Genomic DNA, 20,041 nt, shown 5'->3' with positions numbered 1-20,041 from the left:
CTTTAGTCACATTTTATTGATCGAGATATAACTTAGGTGCGCCTGGTCTTCAGTCAGACCAAAAGTGACTTTTGTACGGTCAACCGTCATCACCCAATATGCTCTCGAATCGGGTGCATCCGGACGTGGTGGATAGGGCATAGCATCTGCCCAGGGGGCATGCACAAAGGTTGGACCAGGTGGAGAAAAATCGATCAACAACTTTCCACGCGATGGATCATCTGTTGCATTACTGAATTCAACGCGCTGCAATTTCTCACCTGCCAGTACACCACTCTCGCTGACACGCAACTCTCTTTCCTCGTCTAACTGGGGTGGTCCGAGTTGAGTGTGAAGTTGAGCACTGATGGCAGCGCTATCTTGGAAGTCAGTTGCGATCAAACGATCTACATCTTGCTTGAGGCGTTCCGTCACGTCTTTGCTCCTGGTTTCAACGGAGGGCTTTGCAGCCGCTACGGCCGATTGATCGCGTGGAGTGCCGGGGGCACATCCCGCATGAAAGGTGCATAGTGCCAGCAGTACAATTGGTAACAACGTTACCTGAGGGAAGGCATTACGTCCTTGGTTAACTTGCCGGCCATGGGATTTCCCAAGGTGAAGGGCCATCTCTCTGATCCTGCGCTAAGAGTGTCGCTGAAATTTAACACGTCAATGACCTCAAATCAGGCGGCGGCAGCAAGTACTTCACGTGGTTCTGCGTTCGCAAGATCGGCTAGCGGCCGACGGATTCAGCTCAATGCGGCGGGCGGCGCTCACCGACGCGCCCTAAGTTGCTTTGCAGGCACCTCCACCGGCGGCAACACCTCCATCAGCAGCTGCCCTTCGCTGGCGGTGATGCGCAGCTTGGTGCCGATGGCAAAGCCCAGTTGTTCCAGCCATAGGCCGCTGAGGCGGACGTGGGGTACGTGCTGGTCGCCGGCATGGTCGTGGGCGCCGGGGTAATGGGTGTAGCTAACGGTGCATTGGCGTGGGCGGCGGGCGCGGCGGGGTGCGCGTAGCGTGCCGGGACCTTGCGGGGAGGCGTCCGGGTCGGGCGGCAGCATCGGCGGCAGCTTGGTGCGGTCGGGTTCCACCACAACCCACTGCACCCGTTTGGGCGGTGCGGGGCGCGTACGCGTGCGGGTGGGCCGTGCGCTGGCAGATGCCGTGGGTGGGCGGCGGCGTGTCATGGCGCCTCCGGGTGATGGTTGGTAGATGCGGCGACGCGCTGCTGCAGCGCCACGGCACCGCATGCGAGCCGGCGGCGTGAGATACGCGACAACACACCGAGCTGGCGACTCAGATGCGCGGAATGGTTGCTCACCTGCTCAACAGCTGCGCGTGCGACGAGCCGGCGCAGCACATCGCCCACATCCCACCGCAGGCGGTGAGCGGAGGTTGGCAACAGATCAACCGGCACAGATGCCGGCATGGATGGTGCGGTAGACATGGCAACGCCCTCCTGGAACAACCCAAGAACCGCCGCCAACGGCGACGGGATGTCGGGAGGTTCGAAACCGCACACAGCCGGCGGGCGTATTCCCCTTGCGGGTGTTGTATTAGCCGCCCTCCCGACGCAGGCATCGCGTCGGCTTGTACCTGCAGGATGCAGGCACAAAAAACCCACCGGTTTGACGGAGGTGGGTACCGCTGTGTGAGGAGTTTCGACGCTCCTTGCTGGAGAGCTTGCATCTGGCAAAGAAAGCTTGTCAACCACTAAAACAAGCGGCCAAGAAAGAAGCTTTGAACCGGCTCCACATCTTCGAGCATCAACTTGCTAACCTGGTGCGCAGCGAGGATGACCATGACCCATGCCGTTTTCACTGCGTCCGAGAGTTCTGCATATGACGACAGGATTGAGGAGCGCTATCACTTCCCTTCAATCTACCTTCGCGCGGTCAGTGCAGCGCTTGGCGATCTGATCATTTACTACGAACCGAGGCGGACCTCTGGCCCTCACAGCGCGACTGGACGCAGCGCGTATTTTGCTTGCGCACGGCTGCTCTCAGTCGATCCAGACCCGATGCACCAAGATTGCTTCTATGCGCGACTGGGGGAGTTCATAGAATTTGATCGTGCAGTTCCATTCTCTCAGAACGGCCACTACTACGAGTCGATGCTGAAGAAGGAAGATGGGTCAACAAACAAGGGGGCATTCGGCAGGTCAGTACGCGGCATCAGCCCCGAAGAGTTCGATGCAATCATCAGGCAAGGCATGTCCGCCCCGATCGAATCGTGGGAGCGTCAAGACTCTGCTATCGACTCCGTAGGGCTCCGGATCAGTGAGCACGGAGCCCCTATCTATGCAGAGAGAAGCGTTGTTCAACGCCTGACAAACAGAACATTCCGAGATGTGGCCTTTCGCAGACATGTCAGAACTGCCTACGAGAACACTTGCTCGGTCACTGGCCTGAGGCTAATCAACGGGGGCGGCAGGCCAGAAGTACAGGCTGCACACATTCGCCCCGTGGAAGCGAATGGCCCAGACACGGTGCGTAACGGCATCGCGCTCACAGGAACTGCCCACTGGCTCTTCGACCGTGGTTTGATTTCCATCTCTCCAACTTACGACATTCTCGTATCGCCACAAGGAGTGCCTGATGAACTCGACAGGCTGATCGTTAGGGATCGTCGCCTCATCCTCCCTAAGGATTTAGCACTGCGGCCACACCAAGCTTACCTGGAGTGGCACAGGAAAAATCGCTTCGAAATCTAGGGGTCTACGATAGACCGTATTCCCTGCAGTCGACGGAAATCGATAGATATTGGCCGAAATTTCTAACCCCCAATTTCCAGCCACTCTGCAGCTCGACCGGCATCTTTCAGTTGATCTCCGTTGATCAAACAGGTAATTGCGCCGATGGCAGCCAATGCAACGTAGACCCAAGCTACGACTGCAAACTGCTGAGCCAATTTTCCAGTAACAATCCAATAGGCCAGAAAAAGCCCTGGGCAGCCCAGCAAGAAATACCCCACATTTAGCATCAGCACCTTGCGCTTTCGAGTGATCGCACTGATGTTCTTTGGATTACGCCAATGTACTTGCGATGTCGCCACGTCGAACGTAAAAAGGCTCCATCCGTCCGAGACGTCAAGTAGTGCTCTACCAGGATTCTGACTAATCATCAGCTTACGAATCAAAATTGTAGGCAGATATTCCCCGAACAGATGACGAACACTTACACATAGCCATAGGTCGCTGCGTCCCTCTATATCTCTGAACGCATCGAGAAAATCTTTTCGGTCTGCGCTCCGCGATCGGTGCAGACTGAACCCACCCTTCACAAGAACGCTTCCTAGCACAATGATTATCATCGGAACGGCTAACGATAGACCACCGGCCTGTATTAGTTGCTTGATTACTGCATCCATTTCCTCAAAACCCCTATCAAGGATCCAGCTGTATCACCCCATCACGAAGAAGCCCGTCAGCACTTTACGCTACACAGTCATCTAAGCGCTCGCAACAAGAAGTCCCGTCACACATCCTAAAACCCTACTTGGCAGGCGGGCGCTTAATTCTCTCGTATATATCCATTGATTCAACATCAATAAGATCCAAATTTTTCACCTTAAAATCTACGTAGAGACCACTCTCATCCCTCCCCTTTGTTACCAATGGAACACCGTACACAAAGACTACACAGGGTTCACCGCTTGACGAGAATCGCATCAGACGCTTCGCGTGCAACTTTTTCATCTCTGAAGCCTGCAAATCACTCCTCCAAATCATTAGCGAAGGACGAACCTTTCGTGGCAATTTAGTCCCAGGCAGAACGGACTCAATTGCATCACGAAATCTAATTCTAAACCCCTTCTCTTCTTCCGCTATAGAAGCGGTCCCCCAATAAACGCGGTCCTTTCCACTAAGCTGGGGACGCTTAGAAAAAATACACTCGAACATCTCCTTGTAGGTGATAGCTTGATTAGCACCGACCCGGATCGTCTGGTCTGCGTCTACTCCGGCGGTCCTTGCTTTAATCCATCGTGAGACAAGCGCTGCCACTGAGTAGAAATCTGTACGTCTGCTGCGAAGTCCACCACTTCCGCCCCCAACACCATGACCTCGTAGTCCCCCGGTTCCACCAGGAATTGCAGCTTGGGCTTTAAAGTGATCTGCAGGACGACTCACGAGAAATCGGTCCGGTGCCGGCGAACCCGCGTCCGCTTTTCGTCCCTTCCCAACTCCCGACCCCAAAATTTTTTCGACATCGTCCTCAAATGGGCAGCCAGCTGTGTGAGTATCGTGGCCACGCTGGACACGATAGTGCGGCTGTTGTTTGAGTTCCAGCTCAGGCGTGTCTAAATTCGCGCAGGTGTAGCGTGCTGGACAGGCCTCGCCTGGGCAGCAGAATGCTCGCTTATCAGTGATGATATCCGCCCAATAGAGCTCGTAAGCCCGTTCCGCGTTGATGATGTCGTTAAATTCTTCGCTGTAAGCTAATTCCGTTCTCATCTGATTCTCTTCGCGCGTATCGCATGCCATAGCGGCATATGCCCCTCCAACTTAAGAATAAAAATAGCATTTAATTTAAATACATGATCAAAATCTCACTTTAGCGAGCCAAAGAGTAATTAACGTGCCATACACGGCTGGGCGTTAGCGGAGTTAGATTCACCTCTCAAGCAAATTTCAGGCGACTGACTCAAATATTTGGATGGCCTCCCACTATCATCACCACCAGCTGGCTGCACGCGTTGTGATATGGCCAGACTCACACGCATCGACCTTCCCGGCATCCCGCAGCACATCGTGCAGCGCGGGAACAACCGCTTGCCCTGCTTTCTGGATGATGGCGATCGATTGCGCTATCTACACCTGATACATGAGGCCCTGCACGCCACAGGCCGTCAGCTGCATGCTTTCGTATTGATGGACAACCATGTGCACTTGCTAGTCGCGCAACCTGATGCGGGACGGATCGGGCAACTGATACAGAGGCTTGGGCGAAACTACGTAGCATTGTTCAATGGCTGCCACGGCCGCACTGGTACGCTATGGGAAGGGCGGCACAAAGCGTGTCTTGTGGACAGTGCGGACTACGTCCTTCGCTGCTATCGCTACATTGAGCTTAATCCGGTGCGTGCTCGCCTGACCGACAACCCAGCGGCGTACCGCTGGTCCAGTTGCCCAGCCAACCTGGGCCAGCGCAGCCACTCCGCGCTGACACCACATCCCTGTCGGCTTGCGCTTGGCAATGACCCGCTCAAGCGATCCAACGCCCACCGCGTCCTGCTCGATGAAACCCTGCCCGACGAACTGCTCGCCAGCATCCGCCTTCATCTACGGCAGCAGCGAGGCCTGGGCCACGACGCCTTCCGCGCAATGGTCGAAGTCGAGACCCACCGCTTTGCCGGCGTCAGGCCCGCTCATCGGCAGCGCAAATCAAGCCCCATCTACTGATAGGTTAACCTGACCCCGTTAATATTAAAGTTTTTGCACTTACTCGACCTGACCCCGTTTTTAGGCCACGCAGACCGAACACCGGCGACTGGTAAGTTAACCTGACCTCATTATTTGGAATGATGGATCGAACTCTAATTCGTTCAGTGGACGCCACTACCAAATGCCTGTAACGCATCGTTTGTACGTGAAGTGCGCGCGAGTCGCATCAACGCGAACAATCCAAAAACACTGCCCACCGTACTCATCTGAATCAACCAGGAAATGATCCACTCCAACCCCGACCTTTTCATCTCGGCTGATATGCCGGGACAGAAGCGGGTTCAATTCGATCGCATCGGCATCTGACACACGCTCGCCCCGACGATAAGAATTAAGCATTACACGGTAGAACTCCAGAGCGTCCTTTTGGCGAGAAAATTCGCGCTCACCGATTTTAACAGATTTAGCTGGCATATAGCCCCCGGTTATTCAGAGATACCAATCGACCACAGGTCTTAGCTTTTGGCTTATTTCCGAAACACTCTTCTTGAATACAATCTCCTCCTCGCTTATTCGAAGAAGATGCGGAATCAACTCTTCTATTTGGTCAGGCAGAAATCCATATCGCATCAAAAGAACATTGATTTGATCATTAGTCCCAAATCTAAGGAGCTCAATAAATTTGTTGGCACGCTCATCTTTAGTTTGCTTGTAGTGGATTCGCGCCGCAGCAGCAAACACGTCAAACAAGCTAAAGGATATGACCTTATCGAGATAATCATACGTATCGAACATTACAACGTCATAGCTGACGCGCACCTTGGGCGTATTCTCACGGTAAAGCGAGAACCTCTTCTTTAATGTCGAATCGGGCAGAGTGGTCGCGGGCTGTGAAAAATCTGCGTAAACCTTATCTCTTTCATCGCGGCGAGATATCGAGCTGTAGCGCATGCCGACTATCTCTCTAAAAGTTCTACCGGAGAAAGACTGGATTAATATGAATATTGCCTCTTTGAAAACAGCGCCCTCCCCGTCGAATAGCGCTCTTCCCATGTAGGCTTCATAAATTAGCCTCAGACTAGCCTCTAACTGTACCCGCTCCATTCGTCTCTCACTCCCCCTCAGTGCCTGCTTGACGGGTGTCCCTTCCGGATATAGGAGATCGAGAACGGCATTCATCGCTTCAATGGATGGACTTGCTTGGAGACGCAACGCCCGACTATTTGGAATATGCAGGTCGTCATCGAACTCAGAATCTCTTATGGCCTCAACAACCTCCATATCTTGGCCCGCCCCTTCTCCATCCATAGAGTCAATGACAGACTCGTCGGACAGTCTATACTCGTCCCGTAGTCGCTCTATAAGAAGCTTGGGACTTTTGGTATAAACATAGCCAAAATCGAATTTCTCAGACGCGGATAGCCGACCTGCGCGTCCGATGAGGTTCTTAAAAGCCAGTGACCGCTTGGCGTCATCTTCGGCGCGGATCGACATGCTACTTAACCATACGACGTCGAACGGCATATTAACGCCTTGAGCAAGCGTGCTCGTCGCAAAGCAAATTCTACAATGCCCTAGCCTGATGTAATCCTCAAGCATGAATCTAACTTCAAGAGGAACGGAGCCGTGATGAATCACCACTCCTTTACGCAAAAGCTCGATCATCTTTGATCTATGATTAACTTGATCAGCCCCAACAAGCTTGCTTATCTCATCAATTATCGACAGCGCCTTTGCATCGGAAATCAACGACAGAGAGCTGACGTAGCCCTCAAATTCACCCATAAACTTGCCGTCATAAATCGACTGTTTACTTACATAGGCTAGTATTGATTTACCTGAGCGAAGAACAAATTCTGAAAACTTCCCCTGGAACTCAACACACGAAGACAGCAACTCACCACGACTGGCGAATGGGCTGAAATAGTAATCCTTTCCGTTGAAGTGTCTCTGTATGAATATTTTTCCAACGGCACCCTGCTCATACGATCTAGAGAAAGCGCTCTTTCCGTCAAAACCATGCTTCTTGAATTGCGCATCAGGATTCGCCACGAAAGGATGAGCGAATATGAGCTTTGCGCGAGGAAAGCCCTTTGACACTCGCCTGACAAGGTGATCAAAAACGACACCCCTCATCCCCTCTTCAGATACTTGAGCTTCGTCAAAGAAGAAGACTCTAATATCCAGATCCAGTGATCTGTCGAATATCTCTCGCGCTCGCTCCGGAGTTAGCACGAGTATTTTTCTTGGCCCCCTCGACTTAAATACAGCATCAACGAAGGGCATTACCATCACTCCCTTTTCCCCGAAGAAATACTGTCGAAGCGCCCCCACGTACTCTGCAATTAGCGCCCGAGAAGGGACGACTATCACCGCGTCACCCTCCCCTTTAGAGATAAAGTCCCTAATTGAGTAAGATTTACCAGCACTCGTCGGTGCCGAGATAGAGACCAGTTCATGATCTTCAATAGCAGATACCAGGCTCGCCTGGACTGGCGTCAGGATATGGTCATTATCCACTCTATTCGCCTCACCCATTCTCGAAATTAGAAATGAATAAAGGCTTTCAGGCTCATCTAGTTTATAGAATAGCCCCATAGACGCGATTATATCCTGCTCAAAGACCTCAAAATCTCTCGCGTGAAATTCTCTATAGAGGCTAATTGCCTCCAATTTCTCCTGGGAGTCAGGCCCGTTCCTATGAAAATCCTCCAAAATTCTAGAGAGCGTCTGCAGCGGATTGGGGTCATTCATGACAACGTCAGGCGTCATTAGAAACTCCAACCAGAAAAATTTGCTTGAGGCCAAATTTCTTGGAGAGATCTATGGCTGAAGAAAGAGCATTATTCATAATAGCCGCATGATTCTTCCCGTTAATCGAGAAGGCTGCAACCACTCCAAATTCGTCATTTGCCAACAGCTCCGAGGGCCCTGGGCAGATGCTAGATAGATGCACGTAATCTCTGTGATGCTTGTCAGCCTCAATGAAGTTTGACACCTGGGAAATAGCCAGACCATGAGGGGATCCATTTCCAGAGTACTTTGCTTCCCCGAAGTTCAGCATTCCATTTCCACATATGGTGTGGAAGTCGAAGCCCTCGTTCTGCTTCCGCTGGGGCTTCCAGAGCTCCGCCAACGGGACCTCTGCGTGCCCGAGAAGCGACTTAAGTGCTCGAGCAGAGCCCATCGACACCATAAGCTCGCCAAATTCTTCCGCTACCGGAGATCCCGGCACCGACCTGAAGATCTCGCAAAGAATCCCTGAAGTTTCTTCAACTGTTTTTTTGTAGGCACGCTGAGTGCCCTTATCGAGAGCGGCCATCCAAGATGTGTCGACCACCGTTTCTGCCAATTTCGCGGAAAGCTTGGAAAGGTCCTTTACAGAAACCTTGCAGGATACGATGGAAAGCGCAGTATCCCCGAGCATAGGAGAGTGCTCGCACCCCCAATCAACATCTGTGCAGCCAGTTCCAGTGGACATCCATTCCCCCGTAAGCAATGCATTTGTACAACTTACCAAATATCGGACAGGCAGTGACCTTCTTTAGTTGTATACGCAAGCCAACGGGTCCAGTCAAAAAAAAGCGGCCATAAAGGCCGCTTCTTTCTCACCGGATAGCTGTGACTCAAACCCCAACAGGATTCGCCTTCTCAGGATCAATCTTGTACTGCTTGATCGCCCTGGCCACATCCTTGCCCGTCATCTTCCCGTCCTTCGCCAGCGCGGCAATCGCCGCGTGTGCGATGTAGTAACGGTCCACTTCGAAGAACCGGCGCAGGTTGGCACGCGTATCCGAACGACCGAACCCATCCGTGCCGAGGACGGTGTAGGTCATCGGGACGAAGGCACGGATCTGGTCGGCGAAGGCGCGCACGTAGTCGGTTGCGGCGATGGCCGGGCCCTGGCGGCCTTCCAGCAGCTGGGTGACGTAGGGCTTGCGCTGTTCGGCCTCCGGGTGCAGGCGGTTCCAGCGTTCCACGGCGTAGCCGTCGCGGCGCACTTCGTTGAGGCTGGGGCAGGACCAGATGTCGGCGGTGACGCCGAAGTCCTTGTCCAGCAGCTCGGCCGCAGCAATGGCCTCGCGCAGGATGGTGCCGCTACCCAGCAGCTGCACGCGCAGCTCGCCCTTCTTGGGCTTGCCGGCGTCCTTGAGCAGGTACATGCCCTTGATGATGCCCTCGGCTGCGCCGTCCGGCATGCCGGGGTGGGCGTAGTTCTCGTTCATCAGGGTGATGTAGTAGTACTCGTCGATCTGGTCTTCCATCATCGCCTTCATGCCGTGCTGCATGATGACGGTGACTTCGAAGCCGAAGGTCGGGTCGTAGCTACGCACGTTCGGGATGGAGCCGGCAATGACCTGGCTGAAGCCGTCTTCGTGCTGCAGGCCTTCGCCATTGAGCGTGGTGCGGCCGGCGGTGCCGCCGAGCAGGAAGCCCCGCGTGCGCATGTCCGCTGCCTGCCAGGCGATGTCGCCCACGCGCTGGAAGCCGAACATGGAGTAGTAGATGTAGAACGGCAGCATCGGCACGTCGGACACCGAGTAGCTGGTGCCGGCGGCCATCCACGAGGCGATGGCGCCCGGCTCGCTGATGCCCTGCTGCAGCACCTGGCCGGTCTGGTCTTCTCGGTAGTACATCAGCTGGTCGGCATCGACCGGCTTGTACTTCTGGCCGAACGGGGCATAGATGCCGATCTGGCGGAACATGCCTTCCATACCGAAGGTGCGCGCCTCATCGGCCACGATCGGCACGATGCGCGGGCCCAGCTCCTTGTCGCGCAGCGCAATGTTGAGGCTCTGCACGAAGGACATGGTGGTGGAATAGCTGCGCTCGCCGCTGTCCTTGAGCAGGCGCTCGAACTTGTCGAGCGTGGGCGCCACGAACGACTTGCTGGCCTTGGGACGGCGCGACGGCAGGAAGCCGCCCAGCACGTTGCGGCGCTCCTTCAGGTACTGCACTTCCGGGGAATCTACGCCAGGGTGGTAGAACGGCACCTGGCCGTCTTCCAGCTGGGCGTCGGTCACCGGAATGTTGAAGCGGTCGCGGAAGTGCTTGACCGCCGCGTCGTCCAGCTTCTTGGTCTGGTGGGTGGGGTTGAGCGCCTCACCGGCCGAGCCCATGCCGTAGCCCTTGACCGTCTTGGCCAGGATCACGGTGGGCATGCCCTTGGTGTTCACGGCCTGGTGGTAGGCAGCGTACACCTTGTGCGGATCGTGGCCGCCACGGTTCAGGCGCCAGATGTCGTCGTCGGACAGGCCGGCGACCATGGCCGCGGTCTCCGGGTACTTGCCGAAGAAGTTGGCGCGCGTGTAGGCGCCGCCGAAGGCCTTGCAGTTCTGGTATTCGCCGTCGACGGTTTCCATCATCAGCTTGCGCAGCACACCGTCGGTGTCCTTGGCCAGCAGCGCGTCCCAGTAGCCGCCCCAGAGCAGCTTGATGACGTTCCAGCCGCCGCCACGGAACACGCCTTCCAGCTCCTGGATAATCTTGCCGTTGCCGCGCACCGGGCCGTCCAGGCGCTGCAGGTTGCAGTTGACCACGAAGATCAGGTTGTCCAGGCCTTCGCGACCGGCCAGCGCGATGGCGCCGAGGGTTTCCGGCTCGTCGCTCTCGCCGTCGCCGATGAAGCACCACACCTTGCGGTCGGACTTCTCGATCAGGCCGCGGTTTTCCAGGTAGCGCATGAACTGCGCCTGGTAGATGGCGGCCAGCGGGCCCAGGCCCATCGACACGGTGGGGGTCTGCCAGAACTCGGGCATCAGCCACGGGTGCGGGTAGGAGGAGATGCCCTGGCCGTCCACTTCCATGCGGAAGTTGTCCAGCTGGGCTTCGCTGATACGGCCTTCCAGGAAGGCGCGGGCGTAGACGCCCGGGGCGCTATGGCCCTGGATGAACAGCAGATCGCCCGGGTGCTGGTCGCTGGGCGCGCGCCAGAAGTGGTTGAAGCCCACGTCGTACAGCGTGGCGCTGGAGGCGAACGAGGCGATGTGGCCGCCCAGGTCGCCCGGCTTGCGGTTGGCCCGCACGACGGTGGCCATGGCGTTCCAGCGGATGATCGAGCGGATCTTCCACTCCAGCGCGGAGTCGCCGGGATTCTTGGCCTCGTTGGCCGGTGCGATGGTGTTGACGTACTCGGTGGTGGGCGAGAACGGCAGGTAAGCGCCGGCGCGGCGGGTCTGTTCGACCATGCCTTCCAGCAGCTGATGGGCGCGCTCCGGGCCTTCGACGTCGATGACGGCCTTGATCGATTCGAGCCACTCCTGCGTCTCAAGCGGGTTCGGATCGTTGTGCAGCACTTCGTTCAACCAGTTCATTAGCGCTCCCGGGGGGACACACCCCGCGGGTGTGTCGACATCGTGAATTCGTGAACCCCCAAGTGTACCGCACGCACCTGTTGCCATTCCTCGCTACGGGTGCGTATGGAATGGGACGGTGTCGTGCGTGGGTGGGGTAACGATGCCGGCTGGGACGACGATCCGGTGCAGCGGGCGCTGCCGGTATACGACCAAAGGATAAGGGCCACCGGCCGGAAAGGACCGACACGCCCGCCCCGTAGGAGCGCACCCGGGCGCGAGAGGCGTTACCGGTGAAGCCCGGTCGCGCCCGGGTGCGCTCCTACGCCTGGGGGATGCGCCTGGCGCCCTGTAGGAGCGCACCTGGGCGCGAGGGGCGTTACCGGTGAAGCCCGTCGCGCCCGGGTGCGCTCCTACGGTGGGGGGGTGGTGGTCAGAACGCTTGTAGCGCTTCGGTCAGTTGGCCGTTGTTGTTGACTGCGCCCATGGTGTAGCCCTGCCAGCCGGGGTAGGCGTTGGGCTCCCAGTAGAAGATGCCGAGCACGCGCGATCCGATGGCGCTGCTGCGGCTGAGCAGGTTGGTGAGCATGGCGCGGGTGGTGGCGGCCTGCTGCCAGTCCATGCCGACCTCGGCCACGATCACGTCGCTGCCGTAGCGGGAGATCATGTCGCGCATGTTGGTGTCCAGGCGGTTGTTGTAGTCCTGCCAGCTGCCGACCGGCGGGTAATGCGACATGCCGATGACGTCCCACTTGCCGCCGGCCGAGCGCAGGTTGTCGAAGAACCAGCGAAAATTGGCGTTGTCGTAGCCGTTGGCCAGGTGCACGATGACCTTGGCGTTGGGATACACCGCCTTGGTGGCGTTGTAGCCGCTGTTGATGAACTGGCCCAGCGTGGCGAAGTTGGGCGTCTTGCCCTCGTTCCACAACATGCCGCTGTTGATCTCGTTGCCCACCTGCACCCAGCTGACGGTGATGCCGTTGTCCTTGAGGTATTTGAGGATGCCCTGGGTGTGGCTGTAGACATCGGTATTGAGCTGGGCGACGGAGTGGCCCGCCCAGGCGGCCGGCTTGGTTTGCTTGCCGGGGTCGGCCCAGCTGTCGCTGTAGTGGAAGTCGATCATGATCCGCATGCCCTGCGCGGCGGCGCGCTTGGCCTTGTCCAGGGTGTCGCGGCCATCGTTCCAGCCGCCGGACGGGTTGACCCACACGCGCAGGCGGATGGCGTTGCCGCCCACATCCTTGAACAGCTTGATGAAGTCGGTGGTGTTGCCGGCCGCATCGCGAAACACCTGCGGCGGGCTGGCCGCGGCCTGCTGGTTGAGCCAACTGACATCGGCGCCCTTGGCGATGCCCTGCGCGCCGGCGCCGGCGCTGAGGCCACCCAGCACCAGCACCAGCAGCAAACGGTGGTACCCCTTGCGAAAAACGTGCATGAACCCTCTCCCTTGATCGATGGATGTCGCGCCACATGGCGCCCTGCCTGATTCCCCCTGAATTCGCCGCGTGCCTGTGGTGATACGGCGCTGCCCGCAGCGGCCAGACACGCCGCGAAACGGTGGCGATTGCAGCACGGCGGCGCAATGCGGTCGCGCTCGCTATAGCTGCTGCATGGTTGCGGCATATCTCGCGGCGGCAAACGCCTTGCGCCAGCGAACTGGCGATATTTTCGCCAGCGCATTGTTGTGCGGGTGCAACAGAAAACCGGCGCGATAGTGCGCAGCGGGTCTGTTACTGGCGATCCGTCGCTGAGGTGACAGGCGTGGTCGACTGTAGGGCAGCACAAGCAGACCTGGGCTCGATGCGATGCGATGCGGCGACGTGCTGCCGACTTCCCGGTACCGGGGCGCGTTGCTGGAAGCACATACCATCGTCGTACGCACGCCGCTCACTGCTCACCGCTCACCGCGCGCAGCGGCAGCGGCTGCGGCTGCGCTGTGACTGCGGCTGCGTGGCTGTGGCTGTGGCTGTGGCTGTGGCTGTGGCTGACAGCTGATTCTGTAAGGACACCCCTGGCTCGATTACCGTCACCGGCGCTGCGCGGCAAGCTGCGATTCCAGTTCGACAGCAGCCCGACGGGTGAAGACCGCCCGCCTTCCAGCTGCCCTGCCCGCTCGGCGCACTCGACACGCTCGCGTCTATGGATCGGCAGCGACCGAAACGAAAAACGCCGGGCAAGCCGGCGTTTTTTCTGTGCACCACGCGATGGCAGCAGTTAGCGGATTGAAGCGCCGCCGCGTCAGCGCTGCGGGTCAGGCGCATCACCGTATCAAGCGCGACTCCCAACGCGTAGTGAGCGGCCGTCAAATGGTGCGGATGGCGCGCTCAGCACCGCAGTGCACGCGTGGTCCACGCCGATTCCGGACAACGGCTGCGCCCACCTGACGGCTGCGCAGCCGTTTTGTCGACAGCTCCGCGCCCATGCATGCATGAGCGCACTCAGCCCAGCGCGCGTGCGCCCTGCTGTTGTTGCTGGGTCTGGGTTTGCTGCTGCTCCAGCGCCACCGCTTGGCGTGCCGCATTGTCGGCCACGCGCTGGCTGCTCTGCTCCAGCGGGGTGTTCATGGCGGTCATGGTTTCCACGCTGACGCGCAGCTGCGCGGGGTCGTCTACGCGGCCCTGCACGGCGAAGGTGCGTGCGGCATCGGGGGTCATCATCACTGCGTCGATGCGCTGGCCACCGGCGGCATGCATTTCCGAGGCGAGCGAGCCGGACAACTGGGCGCTTTGCTGGTCGGGCGCGCACCCGGCACGTGCGTCCTGTGCGTGCACGCCACGCTGCGCGTCCTGGAACAGGGCGTTGCCCACATGCCCCGGTTGGTCGATACGCAGCGAGGTGTGCTCGTTGCCGTGCTCGTGTGCGTCGCGCTTGGCAGGCTCGCCTGGCGCGAGCGGGCCGCGGATGGCGTCGATGGCGTCCTGGCCGAGGCCGCGCGCGCTGCGCGTCAGGATGGTGGTGCCGGTGCGCAGCCCGTCCACATCGCTGCGGTATTCGTCGATCATGCGCGCGTTCTTTTCGGCAAGCGGACGCGCGTTGGGGTCGGTGAGCGCCGAATGTTCGCCCAGGAAGTTGCCCAGCTTGTGCGCGCCCAGCGAACCGCCGGCCGCCACCAGCGGGTAGTCGGGAATCAGGAAATTGGCCTTGCTGTTGCTGTAGCCGGCGCCGCTCAACGTGGCGATTTCATCTGGCTTGGCGTAGATGCGCACCTGCCCGAAATGCGGCGAGGCCGCGCTGACCGGGTCCGACGCCATCACGTGGTTGATCACGCTGTTGCCGCCTTCGGGAATGCGGTAACTCAGGCTGGCTGCACCGTAGGCGTTGAAGGTTTCGCCCTTGAGGTCGTAATGGTGCGCGGAAACCTGCGCAAGCGCACCGCCCAGGGAGTGGCCGGTGACGGTGACTTCGGGTTGGTGCCCGGTTCGCTTGCCGACGTCCTTGGCAATGTCCATCGCGTTTTTGGTCAGCGCGAGCGCGTCGGCTGCCTGCGGATTGGTCCGCGAGGTGACCATGGTCGCATCGGTGAGAATGTCCTTGACCGCGCCCTCGGTGCCGCGATGGGCGACCACGATGTCGCCGCTGCCTTCGCGCCGGTAGATGGTGCCTTGATAGCCGGTGGCCTTGTTGTTGACGTGGTCGAGAACCGCATAACGCTGCCCCTCGACCACGACGATTTCTTCCTGACCTGGCGCGCGCCGGCCGACGGCGCGATCCTTGTAGACATCTTCCGACAAGCCCGCATAGTGCGGCGATGGGATGCTCATGGCGCAACTTCCTTGGCAGCCAATGTGATGGTGAAGAGATTGTCGCGGATTTCCGGCTTGAATTTGTCCGGGCTCAGCTCACCGGTGTCCGGAAAGCTCTTGGACTCCGAGCGCGGATACCCTTCCTTCCAGTAGTACTTCGTCTGTGGCTGCTGCGCAGTCACCGTCTTGCCTTCGATAAACGACAGGAAGCGGGTCTCTTCCTCTGCACCGGTGGCCTTCAGCAGCACGCTGGCACCGCTGAATTCCCAGTGGCAGACGCCGCGGCCGTAATAGTCCTCGTCCTGCATCAGGTCCAGATAGACGGTGCCGCGGTACTCGGTATCGGAGATCTTCTTGAGTGCGAAGTCTTCCTGGCTGGTGATGCGCCCAGCGGTGCCGGTTTCGGGCTGGATCTTGCCGCATTCGGCTTCGTTGCTGACGTCGTACTGCGCCGCGCCCTGCACCAGGCCGAAGGCGCCGGGCGCCTTGTCCAGGGTCAGCGTGACCTCGTAGGCCTTGCGCGGATTGGGATTCAACTTGGCAAGGCCGCGGCCACCGGCCTCGACGTCGGCTACTGCGGCGGCCTCGGTTGCGGGGGATTGGGTCTGGGTCATGCTGGTCTCCGGGGCGTTACAGGCCGTAAGCAAAAGGGCCAGCAGGCTCGGGGTCAGAATCTGGCGCAAGGCCGGCCTCCATGGCGATAGGGGGAGTCAATCTAGTTTGCTTGACCCGCTGGGGTCAATTTACGGCAGCTGAGGATGAGGCGGCCGTGAGCCGGTTGCCGGCGGCCGCAAAACTGCCATGATCGGGGCCATCCGCCACCACGGAAGCGCGCCATCGCCACGGGTCCCACATCGCCAGCCGACCGCGTGGCCGTCACCCCGCGGGTGCACTGGCGGCACAGCCTGCGCATGCGCGTGTTGCTGGCCGCCACCGCGGTGCTGGTGGTGTTGCTGGCGTTGCTGGGCACGGTGTTCTACCTGGGCGCACGCGCCGAGCTGGTGGAGGCGGCGCGCACCGAGGTGGATGGCCTGACCGAGCAGACCGCACGCAGCCTGGCGGCGATGCTCGACTCGGTGCAGGTGAGCGGCCGCACGCTGGCGGCCAGCAGCAGCGCGGTGGGGCTGCAGCCGTTCAACCTGCGCGCGCTGCTGCTGGCCACGCTCAGCGGCGACCCGGATATCGGTGCGGCGCGATTGATCATCGAGCCGCGCACGCAGAAGGCGCGCGACACCGGGTTTGTCTGGTACGTGCATCGCGACGGCACGCGCGTGCTGGAGAAATCGGTGCAGGACCTGGGCTACGACTACCGCGCGATGCCGTGGTATCTGCGCACCCAGCGCGAAGGACGCGCGTGGTGGTCAGAGCCGTATCTCAACGCCAATGGCGGCAACGCGCTGTACACCAGCTACAACCTGCCGTTGCGCCGGCCGGGCGATGCGGTGGATGCCGCGCCGGTGGGCATGGTCAGCGTGGACCTGCCGCTGCAGCACCTGCGCGAGATCATCGACCAGCTGCCGCGCGACATCGGCATCCAGCCGATGCTGCTGTCGCCCGAAGGCATGCTGGTGTTCAGCCCCGACCCGGCGCTCAACCTGCGTTACACGCTGGAGCGTTACGTGGCGCATTCTCGACCGGATCTGGCACCGTTGCAGCGCGCGGTGGCGGCGGGCCAGCCGATCTCGTTTGCGCACACCGCGCCGGATGGCGAGCGCTTTTTGACCCATAGCGCGGCGGTGGGGCGCAGCGGCTGGACCTTTGTGCTGTCCGCCTCGGAAGGCTATGTGCTGGCGGGCCTGAACTGGCTGGCCGCGTGGGTGGCGCTGGCGGCGTTGCTGGGCGCGGTGGTGTGGTGGTGGCTGATGGGGCGGATCACCCGCAAGCTGACGCGCCCGATCGAGGAATTGACCGATACCGCCGAGCACTTTCGCCGTGGCGAATTCGCATACCCGCTGCAGCACATCGAACGCCGCGACGAGGTGGGCGTGATGGCGCGTGCGTTCGACAGCGCGCGCGATGCGATCCGCGACCACATCGCGCAGATCGGCGAGATGACCGCCGCGCGCGAGCGCATGCACAGCGAGCTGCAGATTGCGCGCGAGATCCAGCAGGCGATGCTGCCCTCCGGGCGCACCTTCGACCGCGCCAGTTCGCATCTGGAAACCTGCGCCTGGCTGGAGCCGGCCAAGGCGGTGGGCGGCGACTTCTACCACTTCGTCGAGACCGAGCCGGGGCTGCTGTGGTTTGTGGTGGGCGATGTGTCCGACAAGGGCGTGCCGGCCGCCCTGTTCATGGCGCGCGCGGTGAGCGTGCTGGAAATCGCCGCGCGCCGGCATACGCGCCCGGACAGCATCCTGATCGCCGCCTCCACGCGGCTGGCGGAAAACAACGACACCTGCATGTTCGCCACGGTGCTATGCGGGGTGATCAACGTGGTGAGCGGCGACTACTGGCTGGCCAGTGCCGGCCACGAGCCGCCGGTGCTGATCGACATCGACGGCAGCGCGCGGCCGTTGCCGCTGGACACCGGCGCGCCGCTGGGGATCGAGCCGCAGGTGGCCTACCCGGTGCTGCAAGGCCGCATGAGCGCGGGGCAGACGCTGCTGGGCTATACCGACGGGGTGACCGAGGCGATGGACGAGCAAGGGGCCAGCTATGGGCTGGAGCGCCTGCTCGGCGCCTTGCGGCCACGCCGCAGCGCGGCGGCGCAGTGCAAGGCGGTGATCGCCAACATCGCCCACTTCACCGGCCAGGCCGACCCGTACGACGACATCACCCTGCTGGCGATCCGGCTGCGCCAGGAGCATGCTGGGCGGGTCGCAGACGCTGGCCGGGACGCCCCCGGAAAGGCAACGACCTGATGAAGCTCGACCTGGCCATCGCGCCCTCGCTGGCCCAGCTGGCCGGCGCCAACGACGCGCTGGAACACTCGCTCACGCTGGAAGGCCTGCACGCCGAGCGCATCGGCCAGGTGCGGCTGATCGTGGAAGAGCTCGGCTGCAATGCGCTCACCCACGGCCAGTGCGCCGAGCAGCCACTGCGCCTGCAACTGCAGCTGGACCCGCAGGCGCTGGTGCTGGAGATGCACGACCCCGGCAGTGCGTTCGACCCCACCACCGCCGCGATGCCGGACCTGAGTGCCGAGCTCGACGAGCGCGCGATCGGCGGGCTGGGGCTGTTCCTGGTGCATCAGTTCGCCGATCACATCGACTACCGCCGCGATGGTGCATACAACGTGGTGCGCGTCACCCTGCTCCACCCGTACGCCCCCGTCCCCGAGGCACTGTCATGACCACGCTCGCCATTCAGATCGACCCGCCGCAGGACACCCGTCAACGCGTCATCCTGACCGGGCGCCTGGACACCCACACCTACCAGGATCTGGACGCGGCGCTGTCGCCGCTGCTGGGCACCCTGATCACCACGCTGGTGCTGGACCTGACCGCGCTGGAATACATCTCCAGCGCCGGCATCCGCTGCATCTTCAAGGCGCGCAAGGCACTGGCCACGCGCCAGGGCAAGGTGCTGGTGACCAACCCGCAACCGCAGATCCGCAAGGTCTTCGACATGGTCAAGGCAGTGCCGCTGAGCGATGTCTTCGCCTCCACCGAAGAGCTGGATGCCTACCTGGCGGCGATGCAGCGCAAGGTCATCGAACAGCATGCGCAAGGCGATACGCCGATCGTGCCGCATTTCGCCGAGGCCTGAGCGCGGCCGGCGCCGCATCGCGAACCGGCGCCGGCTGGATGTAGACGGCGCGCTCGGCAGAAGCACACGCTTGGTACATGCCGAGCCCGGCATCGGACGCGCGCCGTCCGGCGATGATTGCAGTGGTTGTGCCGATCGCTTTGCGGCGCCACCTCGCCTGCGCGCACATCGGTGGCGTGTCTGCGTACGGCGCGTGTGCAGCAGTGGTTAGGCTATGACGCCCCGATCCCCGCGTTGCGATGCCCAAGCTGATCATCTTCGATTTCGACGGCACCCTGGCCGACTCGTTCGGTTTCTTTCTGAGCACGCAGCGCGTACTGGCCCAGCGGCACGGCTTCCGCGCCGCGCAAGCGCATGAAGTGGACGCCGCACGCCGCCTGAGCACCCGCCAGCTGCTCAAGCAATCGGGCCTGAGCAGCTGGCGCATCCCGCTGGTGGCCGCCGACTTCATCCGCCTGATGCGTGCTGCCCCGCCGATGGCCTTGTTCGACGGCATCGCCGAGGTGCTGCAGGCCCTGCACGCCCGCGGCACCTGCCTGGCCCTGGTGTCGTCCAACTCGGTGGAGAATGTGCAGCGCGCGCTGGGCGAGGAGCTGAGCGCGAAGTTCGCAGTGATCGACGGCGGTGCGCATCTGCTGGGCAAACAGCGCGCCTTGCGGCGCGTGTTGCGCAGCACCGGGCATACCGCAGCGCAGGCGGTGTACGTGGGCGATCAGGTCGCCGACTGGGAGGCGGCGCAAGCGGTGGGTCTGCCCTTTGCCGCCGTGGCCTGGGGCTATGCGCATCCGGACGTGTTTGCCGGGTTGGCTGGGACACGGTTGATCGAACGCGTGGATGACTTGCTTGCGTTGGGCGGGGAGTAGGCGGCGGGGATTGGGATTCGCAAGAGCGAGAAGCTTTCCGGTGCTGCGTGCGCACGTACCCTCATCCGC

Annotated in this window: 17 protein-coding genes and 1 other RNA gene; 6 read left to right on the top strand and 12 right to left on the bottom strand. The window is 60.4% G+C overall.

Going from position 1 to position 20,041, the window contains the following annotated elements:
* Positions 1 to 6: 6 nt before the first annotated feature.
* Both AC1PLS_RS03075 and AC1PLS_RS03070 read right to left on the bottom strand, forming a co-directional pair.
* Positions 7 to 606 carry a hypothetical protein gene (locus tag AC1PLS_RS03075; protein ID WP_221237727.1) on the bottom strand — a complete coding sequence of 200 codons (600 nt, stop codon included), beginning with the start codon at positions 604 to 606 and terminating at the stop codon, positions 7 to 9.
* 146 nt (positions 607 to 752) lie between these two features.
* Positions 753 to 1,169 (bottom strand): SymE family type I addiction module toxin, encoded by a 417-nt coding sequence (locus AC1PLS_RS03070; protein ID WP_065032170.1) that lies wholly within the window; start codon positions 1,167 to 1,169, stop codon positions 753 to 755.
* A gap of 614 nt (positions 1,170 to 1,783) precedes the next feature.
* Between AC1PLS_RS03070 and AC1PLS_RS03065 the strand changes: the two genes are divergently transcribed.
* Positions 1,784 to 2,695, top strand: a complete 912-nt coding sequence (locus tag AC1PLS_RS03065) for an HNH endonuclease (RefSeq protein ID WP_184432253.1) — start codon at positions 1,784 to 1,786, stop codon at positions 2,693 to 2,695.
* 62 nt (positions 2,696 to 2,757) lie between these two features.
* Here AC1PLS_RS03065 and AC1PLS_RS03060 read toward each other — a convergent pair whose 3' ends face one another.
* Both AC1PLS_RS03060 and AC1PLS_RS03055 read right to left on the bottom strand, forming a co-directional pair.
* Entirely contained in the window at positions 2,758 to 3,351 is a 594-nt protein-coding gene (locus AC1PLS_RS03060; RefSeq protein ID WP_184230241.1) for a hypothetical protein, read from the bottom strand.
* Positions 3,352 to 3,475: 124 nt separating this feature from the next.
* Positions 3,476 to 4,465, bottom strand: a complete 990-nt coding sequence (locus tag AC1PLS_RS03055) for a hypothetical protein (RefSeq protein ID WP_481104190.1) — start codon at positions 4,463 to 4,465, stop codon at positions 3,476 to 3,478.
* A 219-nt stretch (positions 4,466 to 4,684) separates the two neighbouring features.
* Here AC1PLS_RS03055 and AC1PLS_RS03050 point away from each other — a divergent pair, with 219 nt between their 5' ends.
* Positions 4,685 to 5,383: a transposase gene (locus AC1PLS_RS03050; RefSeq protein ID WP_323540157.1), complete on the top strand. Its 699-nt coding sequence runs from the start codon at positions 4,685 to 4,687 to the stop codon at positions 5,381 to 5,383.
* 156 nt (positions 5,384 to 5,539) lie between these two features.
* Here AC1PLS_RS03050 and AC1PLS_RS03045 read toward each other — a convergent pair whose 3' ends face one another.
* From AC1PLS_RS03045 to AC1PLS_RS03010, 8 genes are all read right to left on the bottom strand, one after another.
* Complete coding sequence (locus AC1PLS_RS03045) at positions 5,540 to 5,764, bottom strand: DCL family protein (protein ID WP_481104472.1); 225 nt, start codon at positions 5,762 to 5,764, stop codon at positions 5,540 to 5,542.
* 90 nt (positions 5,765 to 5,854) lie between these two features.
* A complete protein-coding gene (locus tag AC1PLS_RS03040; RefSeq protein WP_184432261.1) occupies positions 5,855 to 8,137 on the bottom strand; it encodes a DEAD/DEAH box helicase in 2,283 nt (760 codons plus the stop codon).
* Complete coding sequence (locus tag AC1PLS_RS03035) at positions 8,127 to 8,846, bottom strand: hypothetical protein (protein WP_146200112.1); 720 nt, start codon at positions 8,844 to 8,846, stop codon at positions 8,127 to 8,129. Before AC1PLS_RS03035 ends, AC1PLS_RS03040 begins: the two co-directional genes overlap by 11 nt.
* Positions 8,847 to 8,991: 145 nt before the next feature.
* On the bottom strand, positions 8,992 to 11,679 hold the full coding sequence (aceE, locus tag AC1PLS_RS03030; protein ID WP_481104189.1) for a pyruvate dehydrogenase (acetyl-transferring), homodimeric type: 2,688 nt from the start codon (positions 11,677 to 11,679) through the stop codon (positions 8,992 to 8,994).
* A gap of 412 nt (positions 11,680 to 12,091) precedes the next feature.
* Positions 12,092 to 13,093 (bottom strand): arabinogalactan endo-1,4-beta-galactosidase, encoded by a 1,002-nt coding sequence (locus AC1PLS_RS03025; RefSeq protein ID WP_481104188.1) that lies wholly within the window; start codon positions 13,091 to 13,093, stop codon positions 12,092 to 12,094.
* Between the two features lie 841 nt (positions 13,094 to 13,934).
* Positions 13,935 to 14,010: non-coding RNA, sX9 sRNA (locus AC1PLS_RS03020), on the bottom strand.
* Positions 14,011 to 14,096: 86 nt separating this feature from the next.
* On the bottom strand, positions 14,097 to 15,419 hold the full coding sequence (locus AC1PLS_RS03015) for an XVIPCD domain-containing protein (protein WP_481104187.1): 1,323 nt from the start codon (positions 15,417 to 15,419) through the stop codon (positions 14,097 to 14,099).
* On the bottom strand, positions 15,416 to 16,015 hold the full coding sequence (locus AC1PLS_RS03010; RefSeq protein WP_065048411.1) for a hypothetical protein: 600 nt from the start codon (positions 16,013 to 16,015) through the stop codon (positions 15,416 to 15,418). Before AC1PLS_RS03010 ends, AC1PLS_RS03015 begins: the two co-directional genes overlap by 4 nt.
* Before the next feature lie 297 nt (positions 16,016 to 16,312).
* On the opposite strand from AC1PLS_RS03010, the gene AC1PLS_RS03005 reads away from it, so the two are divergent.
* From AC1PLS_RS03005 to AC1PLS_RS02990, 4 genes are all read left to right on the top strand, one after another.
* On the top strand, positions 16,313 to 18,262 hold the full coding sequence (locus tag AC1PLS_RS03005) for a SpoIIE family protein phosphatase (protein ID WP_209236020.1): 1,950 nt from the start codon (positions 16,313 to 16,315) through the stop codon (positions 18,260 to 18,262).
* Positions 18,262 to 18,693, top strand: coding sequence for an ATP-binding protein (locus AC1PLS_RS03000; RefSeq protein ID WP_005923812.1), 432 nt, complete (start codon positions 18,262 to 18,264; stop codon positions 18,691 to 18,693). Before AC1PLS_RS03005 ends, AC1PLS_RS03000 begins: the two co-directional genes overlap by 1 nt.
* On the top strand, positions 18,690 to 19,109 hold the full coding sequence (locus AC1PLS_RS02995; protein ID WP_005923815.1) for an STAS domain-containing protein: 420 nt from the start codon (positions 18,690 to 18,692) through the stop codon (positions 19,107 to 19,109). Before AC1PLS_RS03000 ends, AC1PLS_RS02995 begins: the two co-directional genes overlap by 4 nt.
* A 239-nt stretch (positions 19,110 to 19,348) precedes the next feature.
* Complete coding sequence (locus AC1PLS_RS02990; protein ID WP_481104186.1) at positions 19,349 to 19,972, top strand: HAD hydrolase-like protein; 624 nt, start codon at positions 19,349 to 19,351, stop codon at positions 19,970 to 19,972.
* Positions 19,973 to 20,041 lie beyond the last annotated feature (69 nt).

Source organism: Xanthomonas sp. NCPPB 3218, assembly GCF_056725185.1.
This window is presented reverse-complemented; position numbering and strand designations above follow the sequence as displayed.

Coding starts and splice junctions, on each gene's coding strand:
- AC1PLS_RS03075 (WP_221237727.1), bottom strand. CDS start 606: ATGGCCCTTCACCTTGGGAAATCCCATGGCCGGCAAGTTAACCAAGGA.
- AC1PLS_RS03070 (WP_065032170.1), bottom strand. CDS start 1,169: ATGACACGCCGCCGCCCACCCACGGCATCTGCCAGCGCACGGCCCACC.
- AC1PLS_RS03065 (WP_184432253.1), top strand. CDS start 1,784: ATGACCCATGCCGTTTTCACTGCGTCCGAGAGTTCTGCATATGACGAC.
- AC1PLS_RS03060 (WP_184230241.1), bottom strand. CDS start 3,351: ATGGATGCAGTAATCAAGCAACTAATACAGGCCGGTGGTCTATCGTTA.
- AC1PLS_RS03055 (WP_481104190.1), bottom strand. CDS start 4,465: ATGGCATGCGATACGCGCGAAGAGAATCAGATGAGAACGGAATTAGCT.
- AC1PLS_RS03050 (WP_323540157.1), top strand. CDS start 4,685: ATGGCCAGACTCACACGCATCGACCTTCCCGGCATCCCGCAGCACATC.
- AC1PLS_RS03045 (WP_481104472.1), bottom strand. CDS start 5,764: ATGCTTAATTCTTATCGTCGGGGCGAGCGTGTGTCAGATGCCGATGCG.
- AC1PLS_RS03040 (WP_184432261.1), bottom strand. CDS start 8,137: ATGACGCCTGACGTTGTCATGAATGACCCCAATCCGCTGCAGACGCTC.
- AC1PLS_RS03035 (WP_146200112.1), bottom strand. CDS start 8,846: ATGTCCACTGGAACTGGCTGCACAGATGTTGATTGGGGGTGCGAGCAC.
- aceE (WP_481104189.1), bottom strand. CDS start 11,679: ATGAACTGGTTGAACGAAGTGCTGCACAACGATCCGAACCCGCTTGAG.
- AC1PLS_RS03025 (WP_481104188.1), bottom strand. CDS start 13,093: ATGCACGTTTTTCGCAAGGGGTACCACCGTTTGCTGCTGGTGCTGGTG.
- AC1PLS_RS03015 (WP_481104187.1), bottom strand. CDS start 15,419: ATGAGCATCCCATCGCCGCACTATGCGGGCTTGTCGGAAGATGTCTAC.
- AC1PLS_RS03010 (WP_065048411.1), bottom strand. CDS start 16,015: ATGACCCAGACCCAATCCCCCGCAACCGAGGCCGCCGCAGTAGCCGAC.
- AC1PLS_RS03005 (WP_209236020.1), top strand. CDS start 16,313: ATGCGCGTGTTGCTGGCCGCCACCGCGGTGCTGGTGGTGTTGCTGGCG.
- AC1PLS_RS03000 (WP_005923812.1), top strand. CDS start 18,262: ATGAAGCTCGACCTGGCCATCGCGCCCTCGCTGGCCCAGCTGGCCGGC.
- AC1PLS_RS02995 (WP_005923815.1), top strand. CDS start 18,690: ATGACCACGCTCGCCATTCAGATCGACCCGCCGCAGGACACCCGTCAA.
- AC1PLS_RS02990 (WP_481104186.1), top strand. CDS start 19,349: ATGCCCAAGCTGATCATCTTCGATTTCGACGGCACCCTGGCCGACTCG.